We start from the raw sequence: 25667 nt of genomic DNA, 5'->3' as shown, positions 1-25667 counted from the left end.
GGGAGGGAACGTACCGCGTGCGCGGTGGCAGCTAGCCAAACAGTAAGTAGGTGCTTCAAATATTCGCGGCGAGGTCCACGACTTCGTCGAACAGCACGCCGGTCGTCTTCAGCATGCGCTCGATCTCGTCGGCGGCCTCAGTAACCGTTCGCGTCGAGGTATCGATCACCAGCTCCGCCGCCTCAGGCTTCTCGTAGTCGTTGCCGATGCCGGTGAACGAGGCCAGCGCCCCGGCGCGAGCCTTCTTGTAATGGCCCTTGGGATCGCGCTCCTCGCAGATCTCGGCCGGCGTCGCGACATGGATCTCGCGGAACGCGGTGTCGGCGATGCGGCGCGCGGCGGCACGGTCCTCGCGCGCCGGAGAGACGGCGGCGACGATCGCGATATGGCCGTTGCGGGCGAGATGCGTCGCGACCTCGGCGAGGCGGCGGATGTTCTCGCTGCGATCGGGGGCGGAGAAGCCGAGATCGCTGTTGAGCCCGGCGCGTAGCGTGTCGCCGTCGAGCAGGACCGGCGAGCCGCCATTGGTGAACAGCCGCCGCTCCAGCGCTCTTGCCAGCGTCGACTTGCCGGAGGCCGGCAGGCCGGTGAGCCAGACCACGGCACCGTTGTGGCGGTAGCGCGCCGCGCGCTCGTCAGGGCGCAGTGCCGATTCCACCGGCACGATATCGACCGGCACGGCGCGCTGGCCGGCATCGACGGACAGCACCAGGCCGCCGCCGGCGATGCGTCCGGAGACTTCGATCACGAGACGGCCGGTGCGCGGGTTCTCGGTGTAGGGATCGGTGGCGATCGGATTCGAAAGCGAAATGTCGATCTCGCCGACATGGTTGCGGGCGATCGCCTTGTTCTCGGTGCTCGAGAGCTCGCCGGGATCGACCGCCTTCTCGATGGCGACGACGGTGGCGCGGCTCTCCTTCGGACCGCTGCGCACCAGGATCTGGTCGCCCTTGGCGAGCGGCTTGTCGTGCAGCCAGAAGATGCGCGCGCGCAGCCGGCGTGTTTCGCGCGGCGCACTGCCTGCATGCGCGATGATGTCGCCGCGCTCGATGAACAGCTCGCGGTCGAGCGTGATGCCGACCGAGCGGCCCGCGCCCTGCCGTCCCGCCAGCGGCGTCACCGGCCAGCTCTCGACGGTCTTGATCCTGGCGATCTTGCCGGCCGGCATGATCACGATCTCGTCGCCGGCAATCAGGCTGCCGGATTCGATGCGGCCGGCGACGATGCGCCGGTCGTCGAACTTGTAGATCGCCTGCACCGGCAGCCGCAGCGCCAGCGTCCCCAGCGGCCGCGCCGGCTCGAGCCTATCAAGCGCCTCGACCACGGTCGGGCCCTTGTACCAGCCGATCCGGCCCGTGCGCTCCGCGACGCCGTCGCCGTCGCGCGCCGAAATCGGGATCACCGCCGTCGGCGTCACGCCGAGGCCGTTCAGATGCGCGGAGATCTCGTCGCTGATGTCCTTGAAGCGCGCGGCGGAGAAATCGACGCGGTCCATCTTGTTGACGACGACAGCGACCTGCTTCACGCCGAGCAGATGAAGGAGATAGCCGTGCCGCCTCGTCTGGTCGCGCACGCCTTCGAGCGCGTCGATGATCAGCACCGCGCCGTCGGCCTGCGAGGCGCCGGTGATCATGTTGCGCAGGAACTCGGCGTGGCCTGGCGCGTCGATCAGGACGATGTCGCGTGAATTGGTGCGGAAGCGGATCTGCGTGGTGTCGATGGTGATGCCCTGGTCGCGCTCGGTCTGCAAAGCGTCGAGCAGGAACGACCATTCGAACGGCATGCCGCGCCGTGCGCTGACGGCCTTCAGCATTTCGAGCTTGCCCTCGGGCAGGCTGCCGGTCTCGTGCAGGAGGCGGCCGACCAGGGTCGACTTGCCGTGGTCGACATGGCCGACGATGACGATGCGCACCTGGGGACGCGTGGTGCCGTTCGGAGTCGCGGACGAAGCCGGGGTGACGATCATGTTCATGCGGGCGCTCGCGTCCTTGAGGTCAGAGATAGCCGGCGACGCGCAGGCGCTCGAAAGCATCCTCGGTCTCGTGGTCGAGCGCGCGTCCGGCGCGTTCCGGCACCTTGGTCTGTTCGAGCTCGATCAGGATCTCGTCGATGCTGGACGCTGTCGAGGCGACCGGGTTGGTGATGTCCTGATCACCCAGCGAGCGATAGCGCTTGCCGTCCTTGGCGAGATACAGCGGGATGATCGGAATGTTCTCGCGCTTGGTGTAGGCCCAGATGTCGGCCTCGGTCCAATGCAGGATCGGATGGATGCGCAAATGCGCGCCTTGCGGTGGCGACGCGTTGAAATGATCCCAGAATTCCGGCGGCTGGTCGCGCACGTCCCAATTGCCCTCCAACCCGCGCGGCGAGAACACACGCTCCTTGGCGCGCGTTGCCTCCTCGTCGCGGCGGATGCCGGCGATCAGGCCGTCAAAGCCGTATTTGGCGAGCGCCATCTTGAGGCCTTCGGTCTTGCGCGCGGCGGAGCGCGCGGCCGGCGGCAGCGTCGGGTCGACGGCATCGATCGGCGGGCAGGGCTCGACGCGCAAATCGAGATCCCACTCCTTGCCGTAATGATCGCGGAAGCGATACATCTCCGGAAACTTCTTGCCGGTATCGACGTGAAGGGCGGGAAACGGCATCTTGCCGAGGAAGGCCTTCCGCGCCAGCCAGATCATGACGTTGGAATCCTTGCCGAGCGACCACAGCAGGGCGATCTTCTTCAGCCGGGCGAAGGCCTCGCGGAAGATGTAGATGCTCTGCGCCTCGAGCTGGTCGAGATGGTCCATGCTCGGGGCAAGGTCGGCAGAAAATTCTTGCTGGCCCAAGCGCTCGATGAGGGCCGGGCTGCTCACTCCGACAGCAGCGGAATCGTCCTTGAGAAGATGCATCTCTGCCACTTTGCGTTTGGAGGCGAAAATTCTATAGTTGCGGTGCGGAAGAGAAGAAAAAATTTTCTCTTTGCGCGCTCGAAACGAGACATATATAGAAAATAATTCCAGTCAACCCCGTTTGTGGGGAAGCGAGTAGCGCATGCGGTTCTTGCCGGTGTTTCTCGATCTCAAGGCCGGCCCGGTGGTCCTCATCGGCGCGGGTGAGCTTCTGCGCGCCAAGATGCGCGTGCTCGCCGCTGCCGGCGCGCGCCTGCGCGTGCATGCGATCGACGGCAATCAGGATTTTGGCCTCGACTCCGGGGACGCGGCGCGCGTCGAAATCGCGAGCGGCGATCCGCTCACGGCCGATCTCTCAGGTGTCGTCGCCATTGTCTGCGCGGGTGCCGGCGACGTCGGCGTTGCGATGTCCGTGCGGGCGAAAGCGCTCGGTCTGCCCGTCAACGTCATGGACGATCTCGAGCACTCCAGCTTCATCTTCCCGGCGATCGTCGATCGCGGCGATGTCGTGGTCGCGGTCGGCACCGGCGGCACCTCGCCGGTGGTGGCGCGGCGCGTGCGCGAGAAGATCGAGGCGCTGCTGCCGGCCCGCATCGGCGAGCTTGCCGAGTTCATCGGCGGATTCCGCAAATCCATCAACGAGCGCATCGCCGAGTTTCCACTGCGCCGCCGCTTCTGGGAGCGCGTCATCGACGGTCCGATCGGCGCGTCCGTGCTCGCCGGCCGCAAGGGCGAAGCGGACGCTGCGCTCAAGGCAATTGCGGACCCCTCCGAATTCGCGCGCGCCGACAAGCCGGAAGGCTCGGTCGCGCTGGTCGGTGCCGGCCCGGGCGATCCTGACCTTCTCACCATCAAGGCGCTGCGCGCCTTGCAGGATGCGGACATCGTCTTTCATGACGAGCTGGTCTCGTCCGAGATTCTCGATCGCATCCGCCGCGACACCACGCGCGTTGCGGTCGGCCGCCGCGTCGGCAAGCCCGGCATCGGCCAGGACGCCATCAACAAGCGCATGATCGAAGCCGCGCAAGCCGGCCAGCGTGTGGTGCGGCTGAAGGGCGGCGATCCCCTCGTGTTCGGCCGCGGTGGTGAAGAGGTCGAAGCGCTGCGCGCCGCCGGCATCGCCTATTCGATCGTCCCCGGCATCACCGCAGGGCTCGGCGGCGCCGCCGATTTCGAGGTGCCGCTCACCTATCGCCATGAAGCGACCCGCATCACCTTCCTGACCGCGCACAAGGCGCGCGATGCCGAGAATGTGGATTGGTCGACGCTGACCGACACCAGGATGACCGTCGTGGTCTACATGGGCATGACGGCGGCGCCGGCCGTGCGCGCCGGCCTGTTCGCAGCCGGCCGCTCGCCGGAAACGCCGGTCGGCGTGTTCGCCCGCGTCACGCGGCCCGATGCGCAGGGCGCGATCGGCACGCTGCGCGACCTGCCCGAGCTCGTACGGCGGATCCAAGGTGGTCCCGCCATCCTCATCATCGGCGACGTGGTCCGGCATGCCGGCTCGCTTGGCCGTCAAACCCCCAACAAGACCCCGAAGCAAATCATCTCTGACCTCCTGGATGCAGCCGAATGACCTCCCCGCTCGAACAGAAGAAGATCAAAATCGCCGGCCCCTCGGTCGTGACCGCCAACCGCACCTGGGACGGCATCGTCGTCTACCGCACCGCCGCCAAGGGCTGGTCCGCCGAGCTGGCGGAAGCCGCGATCGTGCGCAACTCCGACGAGGCCAGGGCGTTGCTTGCGGAGTCCATCGCCGATGATGTCGGTGCGATCGGCCCCTATATCGCGCCGGTGCAGATCGGCGAGGACGGCAAGATCCTGCCCGGCAATCTGCGCGAACAGATCCGCCGCACCGGCGTCACCATCGGACAGCCGGCCCAGGTTTAAGGCACGCACTAATGTATGCTTACGACGAAATCGACCGCACGCTCGTCAACGAGCGCGTCTCGGAGTTCCGCGACCAGGTGAGGCGGCGCCTCTCCGGCGAGCTCACCGAGGACGAGTTCAAGATCCTGCGGCTTCAGAACGGCGTCTATCTGCAACTGCACGCCTACATGTTCCGCGTTGCGATCCCCTACGGCACGCTGGCGACCAACCAGCTGCGGGCGCTCGCCCATGTCGCGCGCAAATACGACCGCGGCTACGGCCATTTCACCACGCGGCAGAACATCCAGTTCAACTGGATCAAGCTCGCCGAGCTGCCGGACGCGCTCGAAGACCTCGCCAAGGTCGGCATCCATGCGATGCAGACCTCCGGCAACAACATGCGCAACGTCACGTCGGACCAGTGGGCCGGCGTCGCGCCCGGCGAGATCGAGGACCCGCGCATCTGGTCGGAGCTGATCCGCCAGCACACCACGCTGCATCCGGAATTCTCGTTCCTGCCGCGCAAGTTCAAGATCGCGATCACCGCGTCGGACCATGACCGCGCTGCGATCAAGATCCACGACATCGGCCTGCGGCTGATCAAGAACGAGAAGGGCGAGACCGGCTTCGAGGTGCTGGTCGGCGGCGGTCTCGGCCGCACGCCGTTCATCGCCAAGACCATCAAGCATTTCGTCCACGGCCGCGACATCCTCAGCTACATCGAGGCGATCCTGCGCGTCTACAACCAGTACGGCCGCCGCGACAACATCTACAAGGCGCGTATCAAGATCCTGGTGCACGAGCTCGGCATCGAGAAGTTCTCCCGCGAGGTCGAGGAGGAGTGGCAGCACATCCGCAACTCCTCGCTCCAGATCGACGACGAGGTGATCGAGGACATCCGCTCGCGCTTCACCTATCCGGCCTACGAGAAGCTGCCGCACATGCCCGACGAGCTGCGCCAGGCCGCGGCCGATCCGGATTTCGAGGCGTGGCGCAAGAACTCGGTGGCTCCGCACAAGGTGCAGGGCTATTCCATCGTCACGATCTCGCTGAAGCCGACCGGCGGGCCTCCGGGCGATGCCACCGCCGAGCAGATGGACGCACTCGCCGATCTCGCCGACAGATATTCCTTCGGCGAGATCCGCGTCGGCCATGAGCAGAACCTGGCGCTGCCGCACGTCGCCAAGCGCGATCTGCCGGCGCTGTGGAAGGCGCTCGACAAGCTCGGGCTCGCGACGCCCAACGTCAATCTGATCACCGACATCATCGCCTGCCCGGGGCTCGATTATTGCTCGCTGGCGAATGCGCGCTCGATCCCGATCGCGCAGGAGCTGACGCGGCGCTTCGCCAATCACGAGCTCGCCAATCTGATCGGCCGGCTCCACATCAACATCTCCGGCTGCATCAATGCCTGCGGCCACCACCATGTCGGCCATATCGGCATTCTCGGCGTCGAGAAGAACGGCGAGGAAGTCTACCAGATCACCATCGGCGGCCGCGCCGACGAGAACGCGGCGCTCGGGACCTTGATCGGGCCGGGCGTCAAGTTCGACGAGGTCGCCGATGTCGTCGAGGACATCGTGGAGGCCTATCTGGCGCTGCGTGAGCGGCCCGAAGAGCTGTTCATGGACACGGTGAAGCGCCTCGGCGTCGAACCTTTCAAGGAGCGCGTCTATGCCACTCGTTAACGGCGGAAAGATCGTCGACGACGGCTTCGTCAAACTCGCCGTCGATACGCCGCTGCCCGAGCGCGGCGACATTCTTGTGCCGGCCGAGCGTTTCCTCGGCGAGGCCGAGGGCTTGCTCCAGCGCGCCGGCAAGGTCGGCGTGATCTGGCCGAACAATCGCGACATCGCCGAACTCGTGCCGCATCTCGGCAGGATCGCGGCCGTCGCGCTGGTATTCCCGACCTTCCGCGACGGGCGCGCCTACAGCCAGGCACGGCTGCTGCGAGAACGCTACAATTACCGCGGCGAGTTGCGCGCCACCGGCCAGGTGCTGCGCGACCAGTTCGTGTTCATGCTGCGCGCCGGCTTCGACGCCTTCGAGGTCAAGAAGCAGGCGGACGCGGAAGCCTTCATGCAGACGGCCAGGCGCTATTCGGTGTTCTACCAGCCGACCGGCGATGGCCGCATCACGGCGCTGCACCGGCGCATGCAGCTGCGCCATTCCGAAGGTGTCGGCACGTGACCGCGATCGCGCCTCAGGTTTCTACGGTCTCTGCGTTGCCCTCGGCGGAGGAGCTCGATCGCGCTTTGCGCGATGCCTCGCCCGCGGAGATCATCGCTGCGGCGCTGAAGACGGTCGGGCGCGACAAGCTCGCGCTGGTATCGTCCTTCGGTACGGAATCGGCGACGCTGCTGAAGGTCATGGCGGACGTCGATCCCGCGATTCCGGTGATCTTTCTCGACACCGGCTGGCTGTTCGAGGAGACGCTGGCCTATCGCGACACGCTGATCGCGAAGCTGGGCCTGAAGGACGTCCGGTCGATCAAGCCGGCCGACGAGGCACTCTCGCGCGACGATCCCGACCGCGACCTCTGGTTCTCCGATCCCGACGCCTGCTGCCGTATCCGCAAGGTAGAACCGCTGGCGCGGGCGCTGAAGCCGTTCTCGGCCTGGCTCAACGGCCGCAAGCGCTTCCAGGGTAGTGCGCGCGCCGACATTCCCGTCGTCGAGGACGACGGCGCGCGGTTGAAGTTCAATCCCTTCGCCAACGTCTCGCGCGAGGAGATCGAGGCGATCTTCACTCGTGCCAAATTGCCGCGGCACCCTCTGGTTGCGTCAGGATTTCTGTCGGTTGGCTGTATGCCTTGCACCAGCAGAACGGCCGAGGGCGAGGATTCCCGCGCCGGCCGATGGCGGGGCCGCGCCAAGACAGAATGCGGCATTCACACGATGAAGGTTTCGTAGCACGGTTGCGTTGCCACGCTGCGAACAAGAAAATCCGGTTCCGTTGACTTGAGTGCCTTTCGCCCCGAGTTATGCCTGCGTCGATGACACCGATGTCGTCGAGGTGAATGGAGATGGACATGATGCGCCGTATCGTTCCGCTCGCTGCAGGACTCCTCTGGGCAAGCTCGGCTCTCGCTGCTGACGTCAGTTTGCTGAACGTGTCGTACGATCCGACGCGTGAGCTCTATGGCGAGTTCAACAAGGCGTTCGCGAATGCCTATCAGAAGGAGACCGGCAAGAGCATCGAGATCAAGCAGTCGCATGGCGGCAGCGGTTCGCAGGCGCGCGCGGTGATCGACGGATTGCAGGCCGACGTGGTGACGCTCGCGCTCGCCTATGACATCGATGCCATCGCTGCCAAGGGCCTGGTGGCGGCGGATTGGCAAAAGCGGCTGCCGCAGAATTCATCCCCCTATACCTCGACCATCGTGTTCCTGGTGCGCAAGGGCAATCCCAAGGGCATCAGGGACTGGGACGATCTGATCAAGCCGGGCGTCGCCGTGATCACACCGAACCCGAAGACATCGGGCGGGGCACGCTGGAATTATCTTGCGGCCTGGGGCTTTGCGCAGAAGAAGTTCGGCTCGGCCGACAAGGCCAAGGACTTCATCGGCAAGCTCTACCAGCAGGTCCCGGTGCTGGATACCGGTGCGCGGGGCGCCACCGTGACCTTCGTCGAGCGCGGTGTCGGCGACGTGCTGCTCGCCTGGGAGAACGAGGCGTTCCTTGCGCTGAAGGAGTTCGGCGCGAACAAGTTCGAGGTCGTGGCGCCGCCACAATCGATCCTCGCCGAGCCGCCGGTCGCGATCGTGGACAAGGTTGCCGACCGAAAGGGCAATCGCAACGTCGCCGATGCCTATCTGCAATATTGGTACACCAAGGAGGGGCAGGAGATCGCCGCGCGCAACTTCTACCGTCCGCGCGATGCCGAAATCGCCAAGAAGTATGAAAACGCCTTCGCCAAGGTCGAGCTGTTCACGATCGACGACGTTTTCGGCGGCTGGACCAAGGCACAGAGGGAACATTTTGCCGACGGCGGCGTCTTTGATCAGATCTACAAGAACTGATCAGGCGCTGTCTTAAGAGGCTTTTGCAGGGGGCCTGGTGAGCGCAGTTGCAGCACGACGCCGGACATTGCCGGGCTTCGGTCTCACCATGGGACTGACGCTGACCTGGCTGTCCGTGATCATCCTGATTCCGCTCGCCGGCCTGTTCCTGAAATCGCTCGAGCTCAGCCCCGAGCAGTTCTGGAACATCCTTTCCAGCCGCCGTACCCTGAACGCGCTCCGCGTCTCGTTCGGCCTCGCCTTTGCGGCGGCCTGCGTCAATCTCGTCATGGGCAGCATCATCGTCTGGGCGCTGGTGCGCTACCGTTTCCCGGGCCGGCGGCTGTTCGACGCCATCGTGGACGTGCCCTTCGCGCTGCCGACCGCGGTGGCCGGCGTGGCGCTGACCGCGCTGTTCGCCGAGAAGGGCTGGCTGGGCGCGCCGCTTGCCGCGCTCGGCATCAAGGTGGCGTTCACGCCGGTCGGCATCTTCGTCGCCATGATCTTCATCGGTATTCCCTTCGTGGTTCGCACGGTGCAGCCGGTGCTCCAGGATCTCGACCCCGAGATCGAGGAGGCCGCGGGGAGCCTTGGCGCCAGCCGCTGGCAGACCATCTTCCGCGTGATCCTGCCGTCGCTCGCACCGGCGCTGCTCACCGGCCTCGCGCTCGCCTTCGCCCGCGCGGTCGGCGAATACGGCTCGGTGATCTTCATCGCCGGCAATCTGCCCAACGTCTCCGAGATCGCGCCGCTCCTGATCGTGATCCGGCTCTCCGAGTTCCGCTATGCCGATGCGACTGCGATCGCGGTGGTCATGCTGGTCGTGTCGTTCGTGATCATCTTTGCCGTCAACCGGCTCCAGCGCTGGGCGCAGAGCCGGATTCCGGAGCGCTGAGGGCGGATCATGACGATGCAGATCGCAGATTCCATACCGCTCTCGGCCTCCGACGCGAAGGCGCGTGCGCAGGCGGCGGCAGCGCGGGACAATTTGCGTACCGAACCGCGCGCGGTGCGCATCACCATCATCGCGCTCGCGATGATCTTTCTCACTGTCTTCGTCGTGCTCCCGCTCGTCGTCGTCTTTGCGCAAGCGTTCTCGAGGGGCGTCGTCGCCTATCTCGCCGCGCTCGCCGAGCCGGAGGCGCTGGCTGCAATCAGGCTGACACTGCTGGTCGCAGCGATCTCAGTAGGCCTCAACCTCGTGTTCGGCCTCGTCGCCGCCTGGGCCATCGCCAAGTTCGATTTTCCGGGCAAGACGTTCCTGATCACGCTGATCGACCTGCCGTTCTCGGTCAGTCCGGTGATCTCGGGTCTCGTCTTTGTGCTGCTGTTCGGCGCACAGGGCTATTTCGGCAGCTGGCTGCGCGAGCACGACATCCAGATCTTGTTCGCGGTGCCCGGCATTGCGCTCGCCACCACCTTCGTCACCTTTCCCTTCGTGGCCCGTGCGCTGATCCCCCTGATGCAGGAGCAGGGCACTCAGGAGGAGGAGGCCGCGATCTCGCTGGGCGCCTCGGGTCTCCAGACCTTCTTCCGCGTCACGCTGCCCAACATCAAATGGGGGGTGCTCTACGGCGTCCTGCTCTGCAACGCCCGCGCCATGGGCGAGTTCGGCGCTGTCTCGGTCGTCTCCGGCCACATTCGCGGCGAGACCAACACCATGCCGCTCCTTGTCGAGATTCTCTACAACGAGTACCAGTTCGTCGCCGCCTTCGCGATCGCCTCGCTGCTGGCGATGCTGGCGCTGATCACGCTGATCGCGAAGACTGTTCTCGAACGCCATCTGGACGAAGGACAAGAGTCAAGTGACCATTGAAGTCAGAAATCTCGTCAAGTCGTTCGGCAGCTTCAAAGCCCTCGACGGCGTCGATCTCAAGGTCGACAGCGGCGAGCTGGTGGCGCTGCTCGGTCCGTCAGGCTCGGGCAAGACCACGCTGCTGCGGATCGTCGCCGGGCTCGACTGGCCTGATTCCGGCGAGGTCTTGATCAATGGCGAGGACGCACTGGCGCAAGGCGCGCGAGAGCGTCACGTCGGCTTCGTGTTCCAGCACTACGCGCTGTTCCGCCACATGACGGTGTTCGAGAACGTCGCCTTCGGCCTGCGCGTGCAGCCGCGCGCGGTCCGCAAGGACGAGGCGGCGATCCGCGCCCGGGTCAAGGAGCTGCTCGATCTCGTACAGCTCGACTGGCTCGCCGATCGCTACCCGAGCCAGCTTTCCGGCGGCCAGCGCCAGCGCATCGCGCTCGCCCGCGCGCTCGCGATCGAGCCGCGCATCCTGCTGCTCGACGAGCCGTTCGGCGCGCTCGATGCCAAGGTGAGGAAAGAGCTGCGCAAATGGCTGCGCTCGCTGCATCATGAGATCCACGTCACCTCGATCTTCGTCACCCATGACCAGGAGGAGGCGCTGGAAGTCGCCAACCGCGTCGTGGTGATGGACAAGGGCAGGATCGAGCAGATCGGCTCGCCCGATGACGTCTATGCAAGTCCCGCGACCGCCTTCGTCCACGGCTTCATCGGTGAATCGATCGAGCTGCCGGTTGAAGTCGAGGGTGGTGCTGTCACGCTCGGCGGCCGGCCACTTCGGCTCACAGCGGACGGGCTTGCGCCTGGCGCGTCAAAACTGTTCGTGCGGCGACATGACATGCTGGTCGGCCCGCCCGGCAGCGGCGCCTTCGAGGGCGCGGTCCGGCATGTCCGCAATTTCGGCCCCGTCCAGCGCGCCGAGGTCGCGCTCTCGGGCGGCCAGACCATCGAGATCGATGCCCCCCGCGACAAGGAACTTCGCGCCGGCGACATGATCGGATTGGAGCCCCGCCGCTACCGGATATTTGCGGGCTAGAAACCCCCTGTCATTCCGGGGCGATGCGAAGCGAACCCGGAATCCCGAGATTGTAGCGCGAGATTCTCAGGTGCGCGATTGCGCACCATAGTTCGCGCTGACGCGCGCCCCGGAACGACTTGCGTCGATTTTCTTCAAAATTCACCTTTCAGCCACGGTTGATATGCAACAACGGCCCCTCATTTGGGGGCCTCGATTCATGCGCGCTGCGGCCGCAATTCTCGTCATTTTGCTGCTCGCCGGCTGTGCCGGCAACGAAGCACCGGTCCAGCAGCCATCCATGTACACCGACATGGCGGTTCCGGGCTCCAAGCTCGATGCGCAGGCGGCTGCGGTGATGATCTCGCAATACCGCCAGAACAACGGGCTGGGCACCGTCGTGATCGATTCCGACCTGATGCGGCTCGCCGAGTCCCAGTCGGGCGCGATGGCGGCGGCCAACAAGATGGACCACGACGTCCGCGCGCCGCTGGCCAAGCGCCTCGCCGCCGGCGGTTATCCCGCGACCGTGGCGGTCGAGAACATCTCGGCCGGCTATCATACGCTGGCAGAAGCGTTTTCTGGCTGGCGCGACTCGCCGCCTCACCGCGCCAACATGCTCAAGGGCGGTGTCACAAAATTAGGCATCGCGGCGAGCTATGCTCCCGGCACCAAGTACAAGGTGTTCTGGACCATGATCCTGGCCTCGACGGAGCCTCGATAAGCCAGACTTGATCCCGGGATGCATTGACGCCGGAGCGGGGTGTCGCCACGGTGGCCAGCCTTTTGCTATTGTTCCCGAATGACAGATCATAGTCCGGAAATCGCAACAGTCCCGACGAATGCGCAACGCGTCCTGGTTCTCCAGGGCGGCGGCGCGCTCGGCTCCTACCAGGCCGGCGCCTATCAGGCGCTGTGCGGCTACGGATTCGAGCCGGAATGGGTGGCCGGCATCTCCATCGGCGCGGTCAACGCTGCCATCATCGCCGGCAATGAGGGCCAGACGCGCGTCAAGCGGCTCAAGGAGTTCTGGGAGATGGTCTCGGCGCCGGTCCCGTGGAAGCCTCTCGGCAAGAGCGACCACAGCCGCGAGCTGTTCAATTCGACCAGCGCTGCGCTGATTGCGACCTTCGGCGTGCCCGGCTTCTTCACGCCGCGCATTCCGCCGGCGCCGCTCTGGCCGCCGGGGCATCCCGAAGCGGAAAGCTATTACGACACATCGCCGCTGAAGAAGACGCTGGAGCGTCTCGTCGATTTCGACCGCATCAACGATCTGAAGACGCGGCTGTCGGTCGGCGCGGTCGGCGTCACCTCGGGCAACTTCAAATACTTCGACAATTACGAGTTCAAGAAGCTCGGCAAGACCATCGGCCCCGAACACATCATGGCCTCCGGCGCGCTGCCGCCGGGCTTTCCTTCCGTGAACATCGACGGCGAACATTACTGGGACGGCGGCATCGCCTCCAACACCCCGCTCGACTACGTGCTCGATGCCGAGGTCGAACGCGACATGCTGATCTTCCAGGTCGATCTGTTCTCCGCGCGTGGGGATCTGCCGAACTCGCTGCTGGAAGCTGCCGAGCGCGAGAAGGACATCCGCTATTCCAGCCGCACGCGGATGAACACCGACAAGAACAAGCAGCTGCACAACGCGCGCCGCGCCGTGCGTGACCTGATCAGTAAATTGCCGGACTATCTCAAGAACGATCCTTCCGTCGAATTCCTGGCGAAAGTGTCGCGCGAAAGCACCGTCACGGTGGTGCATCTGATCTATCGCAGCAAGAACTACGAATCGTCGTCCAAGGATTACGATTTCTCGCATGTCGCCATGGTCGAGCATTGGGAAGCCGGCGTGCGCGACGTGCATCTGTCGATGCGCCACAGGGACTGGCTCGAGCGGCCCCAGTCCAGCGAGACCATGGTGACCTACGATCTCACGGGGGACGTCACCGCGCCCCCGGCAAAAAGGAGCGAATAGAATGGGTAGTCTGTCAGGCAAGAACGCCGTCGTGACCGGATCGACCAGCGGCATCGGGCTCGCCTATGCGCGCGCCTTCGCCGCCGCCGGTGCCAATGTCGTCATCAACGGCTTCGGCTCGGCCGAGGACATCGAGAAGGAACGCGCCAAGATCGAGTCCGACTTCAAGGTCAAGGCGATCTACTCGCCGGCCGACATGACCAAGCCCGCCGAGATCGCCGGCATGATCGCGCTCGGCGAGAAGACGTTCGGCTCGGTCGACATCCTCGTCAACAACGCCGGCATCCAGTTCGTGTCCCCGATCGAGGAGTTCCCGCCGGAGAAGTGGGACCAGATCATCGCGATCAACCTGTCCTCGGCCTTCCATGCCATCCGTGCCGCCGTCCCCGGCATGAAGAAGAAGGGCTGGGGCCGCATCATCAACACGGCGTCCGCGCATTCGCTGGTGGCTTCGCCCTTCAAGTCGGCCTACGTCTCGGCCAAGCACGGCATCGCCGGTCTCACCAAGACCGTGGCGCTGGAGGTCGCGACCCACAAGATCACCTGCAACTGCATCAGCCCCGGCTATGTCTGGACGCCGCTCGTCGAGAAGCAGATCCCCGACACGATGAAGGCGCGCAACCTGACACGCGAGCAGGTCATCAACGACGTGCTGCTGGATGCGCAGCCGACCAAGGAGTTCGTCACCTCCGAGCAGGTCGCCGCGCTGGCGCTGTTCCTGTGCAGCGACGATGCAGCTCAGATCACCGGCACAAATCTCTCGATCGACGGCGGCTGGACCGCGGAGTAAGCACGACGATGCGGTGGTGCCGTAGGGTGGGCAAAGGCGCGTTGCGCCGTGCCCACCATGCGTCCCCAACGAAGTGAATGGTGGGCACGCTTCGCTTTGCGCACCCTGCGATTCTGGCGTCCGCTCCCGGCCTCAATGGCTCCAGGCCAGAGCCGTGACGATGGCCGACGACAGGTTCAATTCCGCGAAGATGATCCTGCCGGCGACCACGAACAGGACGCAGGCGAGCGTCAGCCGCAGCACCGTCTCGGGCACGCGCGTCGCGCTGAAGCTGCCGACGATGATGCCGGGCAGAGAGCCCAGCAGCAGCACGCCCATCAGGGCCCAGTCGACGTCACCGAGCGCCCAATGGCCGATGCCGGCAACCAATGTCAGCGGCACCGCATGGGCGATGTCGGAGCCGACGATGGTCGCCATCGGCAGGCGCGGATAAAGCAGCAGCAGCACGGTGACGCCGACCGCGCCGGCGCCGACCGAGGAGATCGAGACCAGCACGCCCAGCACGACGCCGGTGATCACGGTCGCAATCGCCGTGGTGCGCGCGTCGACGCGTTCCAGCTTGCTGCGATAGCGCTCCATGATCGTCTTGCGAAAGATCAGCGAGGTCGCGGTCAGCAGGAGCGCGAAGCACAGCACCAGATTGACCAGGCTGCGCTCGGCATCGCTCTTGAGGTCGAGCTTCCACAGCACCAGCAGCGTCACCGCGCTTGCCGGAATGCTGCCGCAGGCGAGCCGCAGCACCGCCGGCCAGTGCACGCTGCGCGACCAGCCATGCACCACGCTGCCGCCGGTCTTGGTGGCGGCGGCATAGAGCAGGTCGGTGCCGACCGCGGTGGAGGGGTGGACGCCGAACAACAGGATCAGCAGCGGCGTCATCAACGAGCCGCCGCCGACGCCGGTCATGCCGACAAGCAGGCCGACGGCGAATCCGGAGGCGACGTAAAGTGGATCAAGCATCTCAGGGAATGTTAGGTTGATCTCATCGGTTGGGCAATATGACGTAGAATAAGCTTTCCCTGCCCGGCAAGCCACTGAGCCAAATAAGAAAAATCTTTCCGCGGCGCGGCGACAGACAGTCGTTTCGCCCAAATCGGTGCCCTCTTGCGAAACAGCCGTTCGCGCTGCTCACGCGCCGACGCCGAGGAAATCCCGCGCCAGGTCAGGGTTGGCGGTGAGCTCGGCGGAGGTGCCCTCGAACACCACATGGCCGTTGTTGAGGCCGTAGACGCGGGTGGCGAAGCTCAGCGCTGCGGCGACGTTCTGCTCCACCACGATCATGGTGCGGCCTTCGCGCGCGAGGCTGGCGGCAACATTGACGAGATCGCGTACGATCAGCGGCGCCAGTCCCTCGAACGGCTCGTCGAGCAGGATGATGCGGGCGTCGCGGATCAGCGCGCGGGCGATCGAGAGCATCTGCTGCTCGCCGCCCGACAGCGTTCGTCCGAGAGACTTGCGTCGTTCCTTCAGGCGCGGAAACACACCGTAGATGCGCTCGAACGACCACGCGTTCGGTGCGGTCAGGGCCGCGATGCGCAGGTTCTCCTCGACCGTCAGGCCGCCGAAGATCGCGCGCTCCTCCGGGACCAGCTGCACGCCCATGTTGGCGATGGCGGATGGAGCGAGGCCGCTGATCGGCTTGCCATCGAGCCGGATCTCGCCGCTCCTCGGGGCGAGCACCCCCATGATCGAGCGCAGCGTCGTGGTCTTGCCGGCGCCGTTGCGACCGAGCAGCGCCACGACCTCTCCCTCCTCGACCCGGATCGAGAGGTCGAACAGGACGTGGGAATCGCCGTAGAGCGTGTTGATGCGGTCGACTTCAAGCAGGCTCATGCGCGTGAAGCCCTCCGAGGTAAGCGTCCTGAACCTGCTGGTTGCCGCGGATCTCGTCCGCCGTGCCGTCGGCGAGCAGGCGGCCTTCGTAGAGCACGGTGATGCGCTCGGCGAGGCCGAAGATCGCGTCGAGGTCGTGCTCGACGATGACGATGGTGCAGGTCCGGGCGATGTCGCGGATCAGTGCGCAGGTCGCTGCGCGTTCCGACGGGCTCATGCCGGCGAGGGGCTCGTCGAGCAACAGCACCTTCGGGCTCGTCGCAAACGCCATGCCGATCTCGAGCCGCCGCTTCTCGCCGTAGGCGAGGATGTGCGCCGGCGTGTCGGCGCGCGCCGTAAGATCGAGCAGCGCCATGATCGCCTCGATCTGTGCCTCCACCTCCGGCAGGCTGTCGGCCGTTCGCAGCAGGTCGATCCGCAGCGGTCCGCGGCAGCGCGCCAGGGCGGCGATGCGCAAATTCTTCCGCACCGAGAGATTTGGAAAGAGCTGGTTCAACTGGTTGGACTTGGCGATGCCGAACTGCGCGGTCCGGCTGACGCCGTGGCCGGTCACCTGCGATCCGAACAACAGCACATGACCCGAGCTCGGGCTGACCTCGTCCAGCAGCATCTTGAACAGCGTGCTCTTGCCGGCGCCGTTCGGGCCGATCACGGCATGAATGGATCCGCAGCGGACCTTGAACGAGACGCCGTCGACGGCTTTCAGCCCGCCATAGTGCCGTGCCAGCGCACAGGCCTCCAGGGCAACGTCGCTGTCGCCGGTGGCGGGTGACGGCAATGGCAGGGCGGTGTCGCGCTCCCTGCTCGATGCGGTTTTCACCGCGCCGGCCTCGATCGCCTCGGTTGCGGCCTCGGCGGCCCGACGTGCGGAAAGGGTCCGGCGCTCGGTCAACCAATGGATGATCTCGCCGCAGATGCCGCGGCGCAGGCCCACGACCAGGACGATGAAGGCAATGCCGAGCACCAGCTTCCACAGCGTGGTGAGGCCGGGAATGAGCTGGAGATTGTCGCGCAGCCAGAGCCAGACCGCGGCGCCGACCAGCGGTCCGATCAGGGTGTTGGCGCCGCCGACGATGGTCTGGACCACGAGCTGGCCGGACGTCTCCAGCGAGAACGCGTCCGGCGGCATGTAGCTCTGGAACGAGCCGAGCAGGCCGCCGGCGAGTCCGGCGTAGAGCGCGGCGATGACGAAGGCTGCGAGCTTGTAGGCCGGCACGTTGTGGCCGAGCATTGCGACGCGCGCGGTGTTCTCCTTGATCGCGAGCAGGATCGCGCCCACGGGAGAGCGGACGATGCGGCGTGCCAGCACGTAGCCACCGAAGAAAATCACCGCGAACAGCACGTACATCGGCAGGCCTGCGCCGATGCGGATGGCATGCTCGCCGAAGCCGAGCACGGGCACCGGCACTCCGGGAATGCCGTTCTCGCCACCGGTGTAGTGCGACAGCGGCGAGTTCTCGATGAAATAGGCCATCTGGCCGAACGCAAGCGTGATCATCGTGAAGTAGATGCCGATGCGGCGCACCGCGAGCCAGCCGACGACGAGCCCGAATGCGCCGGCCGATATCGTGCCGGCGGCGAGCGCCAGCCACACGCTGCTCAGCGCGCCGGAAACCAGCAGATACGCCGTGACGAAGCCGCCGACGCCGTAGAACGCGGCCTGGCCGAACGACAGGAGGCCGGCGAGGCCAAACAGGATGTCGAAGCCGAGCCCGATCAGTCCCCAGTTCAGCACCCGCGTCAGCAGGTCGATGGAGAAGCCGAGATGCGGCAGCACCACCGGTGCCGCAATCAGCGTGGCAAGAATCGCGAGCTCCGGAATGTGGCTCCGCAGCCCGCCCGATCGCGACCTGTTCATACCCGTCCTTCCGAGCCGAACAGGCCTTGCGGGCGCAACACCAGGAGCAGCGCCATCAGCGCGTAGAGCATCACTTCCGAATAGGAGGAGTTGAACGCGCTGGTGAGGCTGACGATCTCGCCGGCGATCAGCCCGCCGACCACCGCGCCCGGGAACGAGCCGAGGCCGCCGAGCACGATCACGACGAAGGACTGCGCCATGAAATTCGCGCCCATGTCCGGCGTCACCGCGACGACCGGAGCATACAGCATTCCGGCGAGGCCGACTGCGACGACGCCGATCGCGAACACCAGCAGGAAGGTGCGCCGCAGGTTGATGCCGAGGATGCCGACCATGCCGGGGTTCTCGATTCCGGCGCGAACCACGAGACCCATCGAAGTGCGGTAGAGCACGAGATAGAGGCCGACCAGCAGCGTTGCGATGATGGCGATGAGCTGGAGGCGGTAGGTCGGATAGATCAGGAAGCCGAGCTGCGTTGCGCCCTGTCCCCATGACGGCGTCGGCACGCGCTGCGCGTTGCCGCCGAAGACGGCGCGCACGCACTCCACGAGCACGATGCCGATGCCGTAGGTGACGAGGATCTGGTCTTCATGCGGCCGGCCGTAGAAGAAGCGGATGATCAGACGCTCGAGCAGGAAGCCGAGCACCAGCATGAAGCCGCAGCCGACCGCGATCGCGAGCAGGAACGACTGGGTGTATTGCAGCATGACGAAGGCGGCATAGGCGCCCACGGCGAACAACGCGCCGTGGGCGAAGTTCAGGACACCGAGCGTGCCCAGGATGATTGTCAGGCCGCTGCTGACGAGCGCCAGCAGCGAACCGAGGGCGAGGCCGTTGAAGGCCTGCGAGGCGAGGGCGGGCCAGCTTGGCATCTGGGCGGCTCAGGTATAGGGGCCGAGCTTGCAGCCGAACAGGTCCGGCGGATTCATCACGCTCTCGCCTTCGGCCACGTCGACGATCTCGTAATAGTCCTCGGGTCCCTTCATCGCCGCCGGCGCCTTGCCGCGCAGGACCGGGATCGGGCGCACCATCTGGTGATCCTCGGCGCGGAAATAGACCTTGCCGATCGTGGTCTCGTAGGGCTGCTCCTTCGAGGCCTCCATCGCCTTGATGACGTCGACCGGATTGAAGCTCTTCACCCGTTCGACCGTCATCGCCCAGAGATAGGTCTGCATGTAGCCGATATGGGCGCCCCAGCGCGGGTGATATTTGTTCTTCGCGACGAAGGCGTCGACGAAGCCCTTCGCGAGCGGATAGCGATCCGACAGCGTCCACCAGAAGTCGCAGCTGCCATAGACGCCCTGCATGATTTCGGCGCCGAGCTCCTTGTCCTGGAACGAGGACAGGTTCGGCACCACCAGTTTCATCTTCTTGAGCACGCCGAATTGCTCGGCCTGCTTGGTCGAGGCGACCGCGTCGGCGCCGAAGGCGATGTTGACGAACACGTCCGCGCCGCTGTTGGCGATGTTGAGAAGCGCCGAGGAATAGTCGGTGGTGCCGAGCGGAACCACTTCCTTGGCGACCTGTTGCCAGCCCTGTTCCTTCGAGAACTTCGCGAAGCTGTCATAGACCGTGTGGCCGTAGGTATAGTCGGGCACCAGGAAGGCGGTCTTCATGTTCTTGCCGAGCGCCTTGGCGACGACGGGCGCGAGCGCCTTGGCGGCCATGTAGGCGTTCTGCTGCGAGCGGAAGCCATAGCGCTGGCAGTTCTTGCCGGTAATGTCGTTGGAGCCGGCGATGCCCACCATGTAGAGCACCTTTTCGCGCGAGCCCAATTCCTCCAGCGCGATTGCGCTGGCGCTCGACACCGAGCCTGAAAGCATGATCGCCTTGTCGCGCTGGATGAACTGCGTGGCGCTCTGCACGTCGAGATTGGGTTTGCCCTCGGTGTCGGACACCTTGTAGCGGATCTGGCGGCCGAGCACGCCCTTGCCTTGCAGGCCCCATTTCTTCGCGGCATCGCCGCCCGCGTTGATCTCCGAGATCGCCAGTTCGTAACCAAGCTTGAGATCTCCGCCGTCGCCGGAGAAGACGCCGGTGAGCGGAATGGTCAGTCCGATGAAGACCGAGTCCGCGGTGACGCCGTCCGGGAAGGTGCCGATGCTGGCCGGCGTCTGCGCCCAGGCGGCGCTACCTGGAAGCACGAGACCGGCAGCGGCGCCGGCGCTTCCGAGCAGAATCTGACGACGATCGAGCTTCATGACTCACCTTCCATGTTTCATCACCGCCGGATCGGCCGGTGCATTGCGGTTGGGTACGAGCCGGGCTCACGACCCGGCATCGATGTGATCGCTCTCCGCGTCCGGCTGGGACGCCGCGCTTCCGGTGAAGGACACGGGATTGAGCCGGCGGCGGTTGACGCTGAGGTCGAAGACGTCGAATCGGTTGTAGTAGCCGACCACGTCGTGAAACTGCTTGGGCTCGACGCAGCGGTTGAGATCGATCTCGGCGTAGAGGATGCCTTCCTCGTCGCGCAGCGCCTCGCCGATCTGCTCGCCGGTCGGATCGAGGAAGAAGGTTTCCGCGCGCGGCGTCGCGTCGAGCACGGCGGCGGCGGAGGCGTCGCGCGCCACCAGCATGTCGCGCGCCGCCTTGTCGAGCACGCCCGCGGTGACGAGGCCGAACACCTTTGCTTCGAAGCAATGCGCGCTCGCCCGGATCCGGGTGGCTGCTGCGATGTGGTAATTGCCGCCACCGGCCGGCCGGCGGGTCGGCCAAACCGGCGGCCAGCTCGAAATATGAAGCTGCTCACCCTGCGCCATCAGCGAATAGCGTGCCAACGGGTTGGTATTCTCGCCGCAGATCAGTTGCCCGATCTTGCCGAGCCTGGTGTCGACGACGCGCAGGCCCGCGCCATCGCCGCCGCTCCAGATCAGCTTCTCGTAGAAGGTCGGCACCAGCTTGCGGTGGTGGTTGAGGATCTCGCCGTCCTCGCCGATCAAGAGGTTGCTATTCCAGATGGCACCGACGCTCGCCGGCGACTTCTCGCTGATGCCGATCGACACCACGACGCCGAGCGCGCGCGCTTCGTCGCGGATCGCCTTGATCTCGGGGCCGTCGACCAGCACGGACTGGTCCGCCATGCGGACGAACAGGTCGTGATTGTCGATCGGAGCCCACAGCGCAGCCCATACCGGGAATGCAGGAATGAACGTCTCGGAGAATGCCACGATCTCGGCGCCGGCGGCGGCTGCCTCACGGATGAGCGAGATTGCCTTCTTTGTGGTCGCCGAGCGGTCTAGAAACACTGGCGCAGCATGGACCGCGGCGGCCTTGAAGCGAGGAAGCATGGCTTTGTCCTTGGTTCAGGACAGGCTAGTGGGGTCCCCGGGGCCTCGATACAGACAATCCTGCAAGACGGCTTGCAGGGGGCGACAATCCGTCCCACCGTACGTCGCTGGCACAACGCTTGCTGTCTGGCGGGCATGCAGGAGTTCAACTCGCTCGACTGGGACGACCTCAAGATATTTCTTCACGCAGCCCGCGGCGGCAGCCTCGGCAGCGCGGCCAAACGTCTGCGGGTCGACCAATCCACCATCAGCCGGCGGATCGCGCATCTCGAATGCGCGCTGGGCGCGACGCTGTTCGAGCGTTCGCCGCAGGGGTTGCGTGTCAACGAAGCCGGCGAACGCCTGCTCTGTCACGCCGAGCGGATCGAGAGCGCCGTCATTGCGATGCATCAGGACGTGCAGCGCGGCGGCAGCCGGATGGCGGGCCGCGTCCGGCTCGCGACGATGGAAGGCATCGCCTCGCTCTATCTCGCTTTCCGCTTCGCACCGCTGCGGCAACGTTATCCGGATCTCACCGTCGAGCTCCTGACCTCGCCGCAGGCCGTCTCGGTCAATCGCCGCGAGGCCGATATCTTCCTGAGCTTCTTCCGTCCGCCGGGACAGGGCATGGCGTCCGAGCGGCTCGGCAGCTTTCAGCTCGCCCTTTACGGCTCCCGGGATTACCTGGCACGCGAGGGCATGCCGGAACGGCCCGCGGACCTCGCGCGCCACAGCTTCGTCACCTACATCGACGATCTGATCCAGCTGGACTCGGTGCGCTGGCTCGACGACATCATCCGCAATCCGCCGGTCAGCTTTCACTCCAACAGCATGATCGCGCAGATGAACGCAGCGGCCGGCGGGAACGGCCTGGTGCTGCTGCCGAGCTTTGCGGTGGCTGGCCGCAGCGATCTGGTTCCCGTGTTGCACGAGAAGATGTCGACGACGCGCGACGTCTGGATCAACGTCCACAGCGACCTCCAGTTCGTGCCGCGCATCCGCGCCGTCTCGAGCTATCTCAAGGCGATGTTCAAGTCCGACCCGCTGATGCAGGCGGATACGTCGGGCCGCAAGATGCTCGACGCGCTGCTGGTGGCGGATGCCGCGGTCGTCGCATTTCAGAGCGGCTGAGGGCGCGACGGCTAAGCCGTGCGGCGGCCGAACGCCAGCACATGCAGGCCGAGCCGCTGCCGCACGATCCAGAACAACAGCACCGTCTCGAAGCTGAGCGAGATCGAGGTTGCGGCCGCGGCGCCGTGGCCGCCATAGCGCGGTACCAGCGCAACGCAGAGCACGAGGTTCATCACGAAGGCCAGTGCATAGGCCAGCGCGCAGATCTTCTGCTGCCCGAGCATGTTGAGCAGCCGCTCCACCGGCCCGATCGCGGAGCGCACCACGAGCCCGATCGCAGCGACGAACATGATGTCGTAGCCGATCACGAATTGCGGCCCGAACAGCCAGAGCAACGGCTTGCCGAGCACGAGCAGAACGATGGTCGCCGCCAGCGACGGCCAGAACGTCCAGCTGATGGCATGCGCCACATAGGCCGAGAGGCGCGCCTTGTCGCCGAGCGCATTGTATTCCGCGAAGCGATGCGCCGTCGTGGCCGACATCGCGTAGTGGATGAACGAGACCAGCGCCAGCGTCTTCACCACGGCGAAATAGACGCCAACCTCGTCCGAGGGACGGAATTGCTGCAGCACCAGCACGTCGGTGTAGGACAAGAGCAGGTAGAAGCTCTCAACCAGCAGGATCGGTAGTGAGACGGCGAGCCAGCCCCTGACGTCGTAGGCCTTGGGTCCCGGCTCGATGTGATCGGCGAGCTTGCGATTCAGCACCAGCATCTGCCCGGTCATCGCGATCCAGACCGCACCTGCGCTCGCAACCATCGCGGCGACCGCGCCGAGATGATAGCCGAGCAGGAAGGCCGCGGCCGTGAGGCCGATGATCAGCGCCTGGCGGATGATGAATTGCGGCATCAGGCCGAGCTGCATCCAGTCATGCGAGCGCGCGATGCCGTCCTGGGTGTTGGCGACGACGAAAGCAGGGAGGGTCATGCAGCCGATATAGAGCGGCAATTCCTCGGCCGGATCGATCCACGGCGACAGCAGCTTGACGATGCCGGCAAGGGCGAGCGAGACCAGCGTCGACACGGCAAAGGTCAGCCAGCGGCTGCCGGAGAGAAAGCCGCGCAGCAGCGCCTGCTCGCCGCTGGTGCGATACTCCGGGATGATCTTCTGCGCGGAGGCGGAGATGCCGAAATCCATCATGCTGCCGAGCAGCAGCACCCAGGTCCAGACATAGACATAGACGCCGTAGTCGGACGTGCCCATCCAGCGCGCAAGCAGAACCTGCGAGACATAGGCGAGCCCCGCGCTGATCACGCGGATGACGAAGATGGTGCCGGCGAGCCGCCGCGTCAGCGACGCCTCGCTCGATCCGCCGGTCAGCTTGGCCCGCAGCCGCGCGATCAGCCCGGCCGGTCCGGTCGTTCCGGGTTGTGCATCCATCACGGCCACGTCGAACAGCCCCCAGGCGTCCCGCATGCTGCGGCATGCCAGGGGACTAGCAACCATTCGTTAAGATTCGGTTGGGTGGACGCTAATTCAAGTTCGTATTGAACTCGTACGCCTTGTCGGGCCCGACCAGCGTGAACTTGAGCGCCGCACCATCCGGCTTGGCGCCCGGCGGCAGCCCGTCGAGCTCGAAAGAAAACCGCATCACCCCAGGCGGGCTGTGCGGCACCAGCGTGGGAATCGGCAGCGCCCAATCGGGCGTCGGCCCTTCCACGAACAGATTGACGTTGCGGCCATCAGGCGTCACCACGTCGACCACGACATTCTTGGGCCCGTCGCGCTTGACGTCGCGAATGGTGAGCGGATTGGGGTCGCCGATATTGGCGGGCTTGGGCACGGTGTCGAGCGCAGCACGCAAGTTCGCATCCTCGGTCGAGGCGACGCTGTTGAAGCCGAGCTCGGCGCTGGCCTCGACGGGAATGCAGAGCTTCTCGCACACCGCGTAATTGATCTCGGCGCGCAAGGTCACGGGCTTGTCGGCGGCCTTGGCGACGATGCGCAGGGGCAGCACGATCTGGTTGTGGTAGCCGATCGAATGGCCGCCCGCGCCGTCGTCGAACTTCAGCGGTGCCGGCCACATGATCGTCACTGCCTCGACATTGTCGGACTTCGAGAAGTCGAACCGCGGTGGCACGCCGGAATCGCCGGGTGTGCGCCAGTAGGTCTTCCAGCCGGGCTCGAGCTGGAACGCAATACCGCCTAGCAGGACCGCGCCGCTGCGCGATCCCGCCAACAACCGCACCGCGGAATGTCCGTCGCGCTGCCAAGGCGACGCGTCATCGGCACGGGCGGCGATGGCCAACGACGACGCAAGCAGGGTTGTCGCGACGCCAATCGCCGCACGCAGGGGAACTCTTGTGAGCATGGTACGTCTTTACAGGGTGGCTCCCGGCCAAACCATTGAATTGCTTGTGATGGTGCACTTGAATCAAGCCCGTGCAAGCCTTGATTTGACAGCGGACCGGCCCGACATCAGGATAGGAATTGAAACCGGAGTGCTTCACCGATGGCTCCCACAGGCAAGAGGACGGGCGAAAGCACCCGCAGCTCGGGCCCCGCACTGCCCAATTCGGCCGGTTATCTCGACGGCCGGCTGCTGATTGCGATGCCCGTGATGGGCGATTCCCGGTTCGAGCGGTCGGTGATCTATCTCTGCGCCCATTCGGCCGAGGGAGCGATGGGCATCATCGTGAACCACCCCGCCGGCAGCATCGACTTCCCCGAGCTGCTGCAGCAGCTCGGCATCATCAGGAAGGGCGAGCACATCAAGCTGCCGGAGAATGCCGAAAGCATGAAGGTGCTGCGGGGCGGACCGGTCGACACCGGCCGCGGCTTCGTGCTGCATTCCAGCGACTTCTACATCGAGAATGCGACGTTGCGGATCGATGATGGCGTCTGCCTCACCGCGACCGTCGATATCCTGCGCGCGATCGCCAACGGCTCCGGCCCCAAGCACGCCATCCTCGCGCTCGGCTATGCCGGCTGGGCGCCGGGACAGCTCGAGACCGAGATCCAGAGCAACGGCTGGCTGCATTGCGATGCGGATGCGGATCTGATCTTCGGCGACGACGTCGACGACAAGTACAACCGCGCTTTGCAGAAGATCGGCATCGATCCCGGCATGCTCTCGAACGAGGCCGGGCACGCGTAGCTGGCGCCGTCGTCCCACCTCCGCTGTCATGCCACGGCTTGACCGGGGCATCCAGTACGCCGCGGCGGATGTGGTGAGAACGATTCCTCAAATGCAGGTCTCTGGAGTACTGGATCGCCCGGTCGAGCCGGGC

General features: G+C 65.4%; 24 protein-coding genes. 14 read left to right on the top strand and 10 right to left on the bottom strand.

The window, feature by feature from the left end; translation table 11 throughout:
• Nucleotides 1-55: 55 nt before the first annotated feature.
• Nucleotides 56-1972, bottom strand: a complete 1917-nt coding sequence (cysC, locus tag AC1RQP_RS11625) for an adenylyl-sulfate kinase (protein WP_492937017.1) — start codon at nt 1970-1972, stop codon at nt 56-58.
• Nucleotides 1973-1994: 22 nt separating this feature from the next.
• Nucleotides 1995-2789, bottom strand: a complete 795-nt coding sequence (gene cysD / locus AC1RQP_RS11620) for a sulfate adenylyltransferase subunit CysD (RefSeq protein WP_492937016.1) — start codon at nt 2787-2789, stop codon at nt 1995-1997.
• 244 nt (nt 2790-3033) lie between these two features.
• On the opposite strand from cysD, the gene cysG reads away from it, so the two are divergent.
• The 12 genes from cysG to AC1RQP_RS11560 all read left to right on the top strand — a co-directional run bounded on the left by cysG (nt 3034) and on the right by AC1RQP_RS11560 (nt 14350).
• Nucleotides 3034-4470, top strand: a complete 1437-nt coding sequence (cysG, locus tag AC1RQP_RS11615) for a siroheme synthase CysG (RefSeq protein ID WP_492937015.1) — start codon at nt 3034-3036, stop codon at nt 4468-4470.
• Nucleotides 4467-4784, top strand: a complete 318-nt coding sequence (locus AC1RQP_RS11610; RefSeq protein ID WP_239627294.1) for a DUF2849 domain-containing protein — start codon at nt 4467-4469, stop codon at nt 4782-4784. Before cysG ends, AC1RQP_RS11610 begins: the two co-directional genes overlap by 4 nt.
• A gap of 11 nt (nt 4785-4795) precedes the next feature.
• Nucleotides 4796-6451, top strand: coding sequence for a nitrite/sulfite reductase (locus AC1RQP_RS11605; protein ID WP_492937014.1), 1656 nt, complete (start codon nt 4796-4798; stop codon nt 6449-6451).
• Entirely contained in the window at nt 6438-6953 is a 516-nt protein-coding gene (locus AC1RQP_RS11600) for a DUF934 domain-containing protein (protein ID WP_492937013.1), read from the top strand. Before AC1RQP_RS11605 ends, AC1RQP_RS11600 begins: the two co-directional genes overlap by 14 nt.
• Nucleotides 6950-7675 (top strand): phosphoadenylyl-sulfate reductase, encoded by a 726-nt coding sequence (locus tag AC1RQP_RS11595; RefSeq protein ID WP_492937012.1) that lies wholly within the window; start codon nt 6950-6952, stop codon nt 7673-7675. The genes AC1RQP_RS11600 and AC1RQP_RS11595 overlap by 4 nt, the downstream gene beginning before the upstream one ends.
• A 107-nt stretch (nt 7676-7782) precedes the next feature.
• Nucleotides 7783-8784, top strand: a complete 1002-nt coding sequence (locus tag AC1RQP_RS11590) for a sulfate ABC transporter substrate-binding protein (protein WP_492937011.1) — start codon at nt 7783-7785, stop codon at nt 8782-8784.
• Between the two features lie 37 nt (nt 8785-8821).
• Nucleotides 8822-9658 carry a sulfate ABC transporter permease subunit CysT gene (gene cysT, locus AC1RQP_RS11585; protein ID WP_492937010.1) on the top strand — a complete coding sequence of 279 codons (837 nt, stop codon included), beginning with the start codon at nt 8822-8824 and terminating at the stop codon, nt 9656-9658.
• A gap of 9 nt (nt 9659-9667) precedes the next feature.
• Complete coding sequence (cysW, locus tag AC1RQP_RS11580) at nt 9668-10579, top strand: sulfate ABC transporter permease subunit CysW (protein WP_239627284.1); 912 nt, start codon at nt 9668-9670, stop codon at nt 10577-10579.
• The gene (locus tag AC1RQP_RS11575) at nt 10569-11603 is read left to right on the top strand and encodes a sulfate/molybdate ABC transporter ATP-binding protein (RefSeq protein ID WP_239627282.1); all 1035 of its coding nucleotides are present in this window, start codon (nt 10569-10571) and stop codon (nt 11601-11603) included. Before cysW ends, AC1RQP_RS11575 begins: the two co-directional genes overlap by 11 nt.
• Before the next feature lie 199 nt (nt 11604-11802).
• On the top strand, nt 11803-12306 hold the full coding sequence (locus AC1RQP_RS11570; RefSeq protein ID WP_239627281.1) for a CAP domain-containing protein: 504 nt from the start codon (nt 11803-11805) through the stop codon (nt 12304-12306).
• Between the two features lie 78 nt (nt 12307-12384).
• Complete coding sequence (locus tag AC1RQP_RS11565; RefSeq protein WP_239627279.1) at nt 12385-13560, top strand: DUF3734 domain-containing protein; 1176 nt, start codon at nt 12385-12387, stop codon at nt 13558-13560.
• 1 nt (nt 13561) lies between these two features.
• A complete protein-coding gene (locus AC1RQP_RS11560; protein WP_061025180.1) occupies nt 13562-14350 on the top strand; it encodes a 3-hydroxybutyrate dehydrogenase in 789 nt (262 codons plus the stop codon).
• Nucleotides 14351-14482: 132 nt separating this feature from the next.
• On the opposite strand, the gene AC1RQP_RS11555 is transcribed toward AC1RQP_RS11560, so the two are convergent.
• From AC1RQP_RS11555 to AC1RQP_RS11530, 6 genes are all read right to left on the bottom strand, one after another.
• Entirely contained in the window at nt 14483-15307 is an 825-nt protein-coding gene (locus tag AC1RQP_RS11555; protein WP_239627278.1) for a sulfite exporter TauE/SafE family protein, read from the bottom strand.
• A 168-nt stretch (nt 15308-15475) separates the two neighbouring features.
• A complete protein-coding gene (locus AC1RQP_RS11550) occupies nt 15476-16180 on the bottom strand; it encodes an ABC transporter ATP-binding protein (protein ID WP_131871932.1) in 705 nt (234 codons plus the stop codon).
• On the bottom strand, nt 16167-18038 hold the full coding sequence (locus AC1RQP_RS11545) for a branched-chain amino acid ABC transporter ATP-binding protein/permease (protein ID WP_492937009.1): 1872 nt from the start codon (nt 18036-18038) through the stop codon (nt 16167-16169). The genes AC1RQP_RS11550 and AC1RQP_RS11545 overlap by 14 nt, the downstream gene beginning before the upstream one ends.
• Complete coding sequence (locus AC1RQP_RS11540; RefSeq protein ID WP_014439677.1) at nt 18035-18910, bottom strand: branched-chain amino acid ABC transporter permease; 876 nt, start codon at nt 18908-18910, stop codon at nt 18035-18037. The genes AC1RQP_RS11545 and AC1RQP_RS11540 overlap by 4 nt, the downstream gene beginning before the upstream one ends.
• A 9-nt stretch (nt 18911-18919) precedes the next feature.
• Nucleotides 18920-20239, bottom strand: coding sequence for a substrate-binding protein (locus AC1RQP_RS11535; protein WP_492937008.1), 1320 nt, complete (start codon nt 20237-20239; stop codon nt 18920-18922).
• A 66-nt stretch (nt 20240-20305) separates the two neighbouring features.
• Nucleotides 20306-21328: a carbon-nitrogen hydrolase family protein gene (locus AC1RQP_RS11530; RefSeq protein ID WP_492937007.1), complete on the bottom strand. Its 1023-nt coding sequence runs from the start codon at nt 21326-21328 to the stop codon at nt 20306-20308.
• Between the two features lie 135 nt (nt 21329-21463).
• On the opposite strand from AC1RQP_RS11530, the gene AC1RQP_RS11525 reads away from it, so the two are divergent.
• Nucleotides 21464-22438: a LysR family transcriptional regulator gene (locus AC1RQP_RS11525; RefSeq protein WP_492937006.1), complete on the top strand. Its 975-nt coding sequence runs from the start codon at nt 21464-21466 to the stop codon at nt 22436-22438.
• Nucleotides 22439-22449: 11 nt separating this feature from the next.
• Here the strand turns inward: AC1RQP_RS11525 and AC1RQP_RS11520 are convergent, their stop codons facing one another.
• Both AC1RQP_RS11520 and AC1RQP_RS11515 read right to left on the bottom strand, forming a co-directional pair.
• Nucleotides 22450-23826, bottom strand: coding sequence for a flippase (locus tag AC1RQP_RS11520; RefSeq protein WP_492937146.1), 1377 nt, complete (start codon nt 23824-23826; stop codon nt 22450-22452).
• An 82-nt stretch (nt 23827-23908) separates the two neighbouring features.
• On the bottom strand, nt 23909-24748 hold the full coding sequence (locus AC1RQP_RS11515; protein ID WP_492937005.1) for a protein-disulfide reductase DsbD domain-containing protein: 840 nt from the start codon (nt 24746-24748) through the stop codon (nt 23909-23911).
• A 141-nt stretch (nt 24749-24889) separates the two neighbouring features.
• Here AC1RQP_RS11515 and AC1RQP_RS11510 point away from each other — a divergent pair, with 141 nt between their 5' ends.
• Nucleotides 24890-25534, top strand: coding sequence for a YqgE/AlgH family protein (locus AC1RQP_RS11510; protein WP_061880942.1), 645 nt, complete (start codon nt 24890-24892; stop codon nt 25532-25534).
• The last annotated feature ends 133 nt before the right edge of the window (nt 25535-25667 follow it).

This window comes from Bradyrhizobium sp. GW821-FHT13H06, assembly GCF_058803975.1.
The sequence above is the reverse complement of the archived record's forward strand: the minus strand, read 5'-3'. Positions and strand labels throughout refer to the sequence as shown.

Excerpts from the sequence above, each read along its gene's own strand:
- cysC (WP_492937017.1), bottom strand. The coding sequence starts at position 1,972 with ATGAACATGATCGTCACCCCGGCTTCGTCCGCGACTCCGAACGGCACC.
- cysD (WP_492937016.1), bottom strand. The coding sequence starts at position 2,789 with ATGGACCATCTCGACCAGCTCGAGGCGCAGAGCATCTACATCTTCCGC.
- cysG (WP_492937015.1), top strand. The coding sequence starts at position 3,034 with ATGCGGTTCTTGCCGGTGTTTCTCGATCTCAAGGCCGGCCCGGTGGTC.
- AC1RQP_RS11610 (WP_239627294.1), top strand. The coding sequence starts at position 4,467 with ATGACCTCCCCGCTCGAACAGAAGAAGATCAAAATCGCCGGCCCCTCG.
- AC1RQP_RS11605 (WP_492937014.1), top strand. The coding sequence starts at position 4,796 with ATGTATGCTTACGACGAAATCGACCGCACGCTCGTCAACGAGCGCGTC.
- AC1RQP_RS11600 (WP_492937013.1), top strand. The coding sequence starts at position 6,438 with ATGCCACTCGTTAACGGCGGAAAGATCGTCGACGACGGCTTCGTCAAA.
- AC1RQP_RS11590 (WP_492937011.1), top strand. The coding sequence starts at position 7,783 with ATGGAGATGGACATGATGCGCCGTATCGTTCCGCTCGCTGCAGGACTC.
- cysW (WP_239627284.1), top strand. The coding sequence starts at position 9,668 with ATGACGATGCAGATCGCAGATTCCATACCGCTCTCGGCCTCCGACGCG.
- AC1RQP_RS11570 (WP_239627281.1), top strand. The coding sequence starts at position 11,803 with ATGCGCGCTGCGGCCGCAATTCTCGTCATTTTGCTGCTCGCCGGCTGT.
- AC1RQP_RS11565 (WP_239627279.1), top strand. The coding sequence starts at position 12,385 with ATGACAGATCATAGTCCGGAAATCGCAACAGTCCCGACGAATGCGCAA.
- AC1RQP_RS11560 (WP_061025180.1), top strand. The coding sequence starts at position 13,562 with ATGGGTAGTCTGTCAGGCAAGAACGCCGTCGTGACCGGATCGACCAGC.
- AC1RQP_RS11555 (WP_239627278.1), bottom strand. The coding sequence starts at position 15,307 with ATGCTTGATCCACTTTACGTCGCCTCCGGATTCGCCGTCGGCCTGCTT.
- AC1RQP_RS11550 (WP_131871932.1), bottom strand. The coding sequence starts at position 16,180 with ATGAGCCTGCTTGAAGTCGACCGCATCAACACGCTCTACGGCGATTCC.
- AC1RQP_RS11545 (WP_492937009.1), bottom strand. The coding sequence starts at position 18,038 with ATGAACAGGTCGCGATCGGGCGGGCTGCGGAGCCACATTCCGGAGCTC.
- AC1RQP_RS11540 (WP_014439677.1), bottom strand. The coding sequence starts at position 18,910 with ATGCCAAGCTGGCCCGCCCTCGCCTCGCAGGCCTTCAACGGCCTCGCC.
- AC1RQP_RS11535 (WP_492937008.1), bottom strand. The coding sequence starts at position 20,239 with ATGAAGCTCGATCGTCGTCAGATTCTGCTCGGAAGCGCCGGCGCCGCT.
- AC1RQP_RS11530 (WP_492937007.1), bottom strand. The coding sequence starts at position 21,328 with ATGCTTCCTCGCTTCAAGGCCGCCGCGGTCCATGCTGCGCCAGTGTTT.
- AC1RQP_RS11525 (WP_492937006.1), top strand. The coding sequence starts at position 21,464 with ATGCAGGAGTTCAACTCGCTCGACTGGGACGACCTCAAGATATTTCTT.
- AC1RQP_RS11515 (WP_492937005.1), bottom strand. The coding sequence starts at position 24,748 with ATGCTCACAAGAGTTCCCCTGCGTGCGGCGATTGGCGTCGCGACAACC.
- AC1RQP_RS11510 (WP_061880942.1), top strand. The coding sequence starts at position 24,890 with ATGGCTCCCACAGGCAAGAGGACGGGCGAAAGCACCCGCAGCTCGGGC.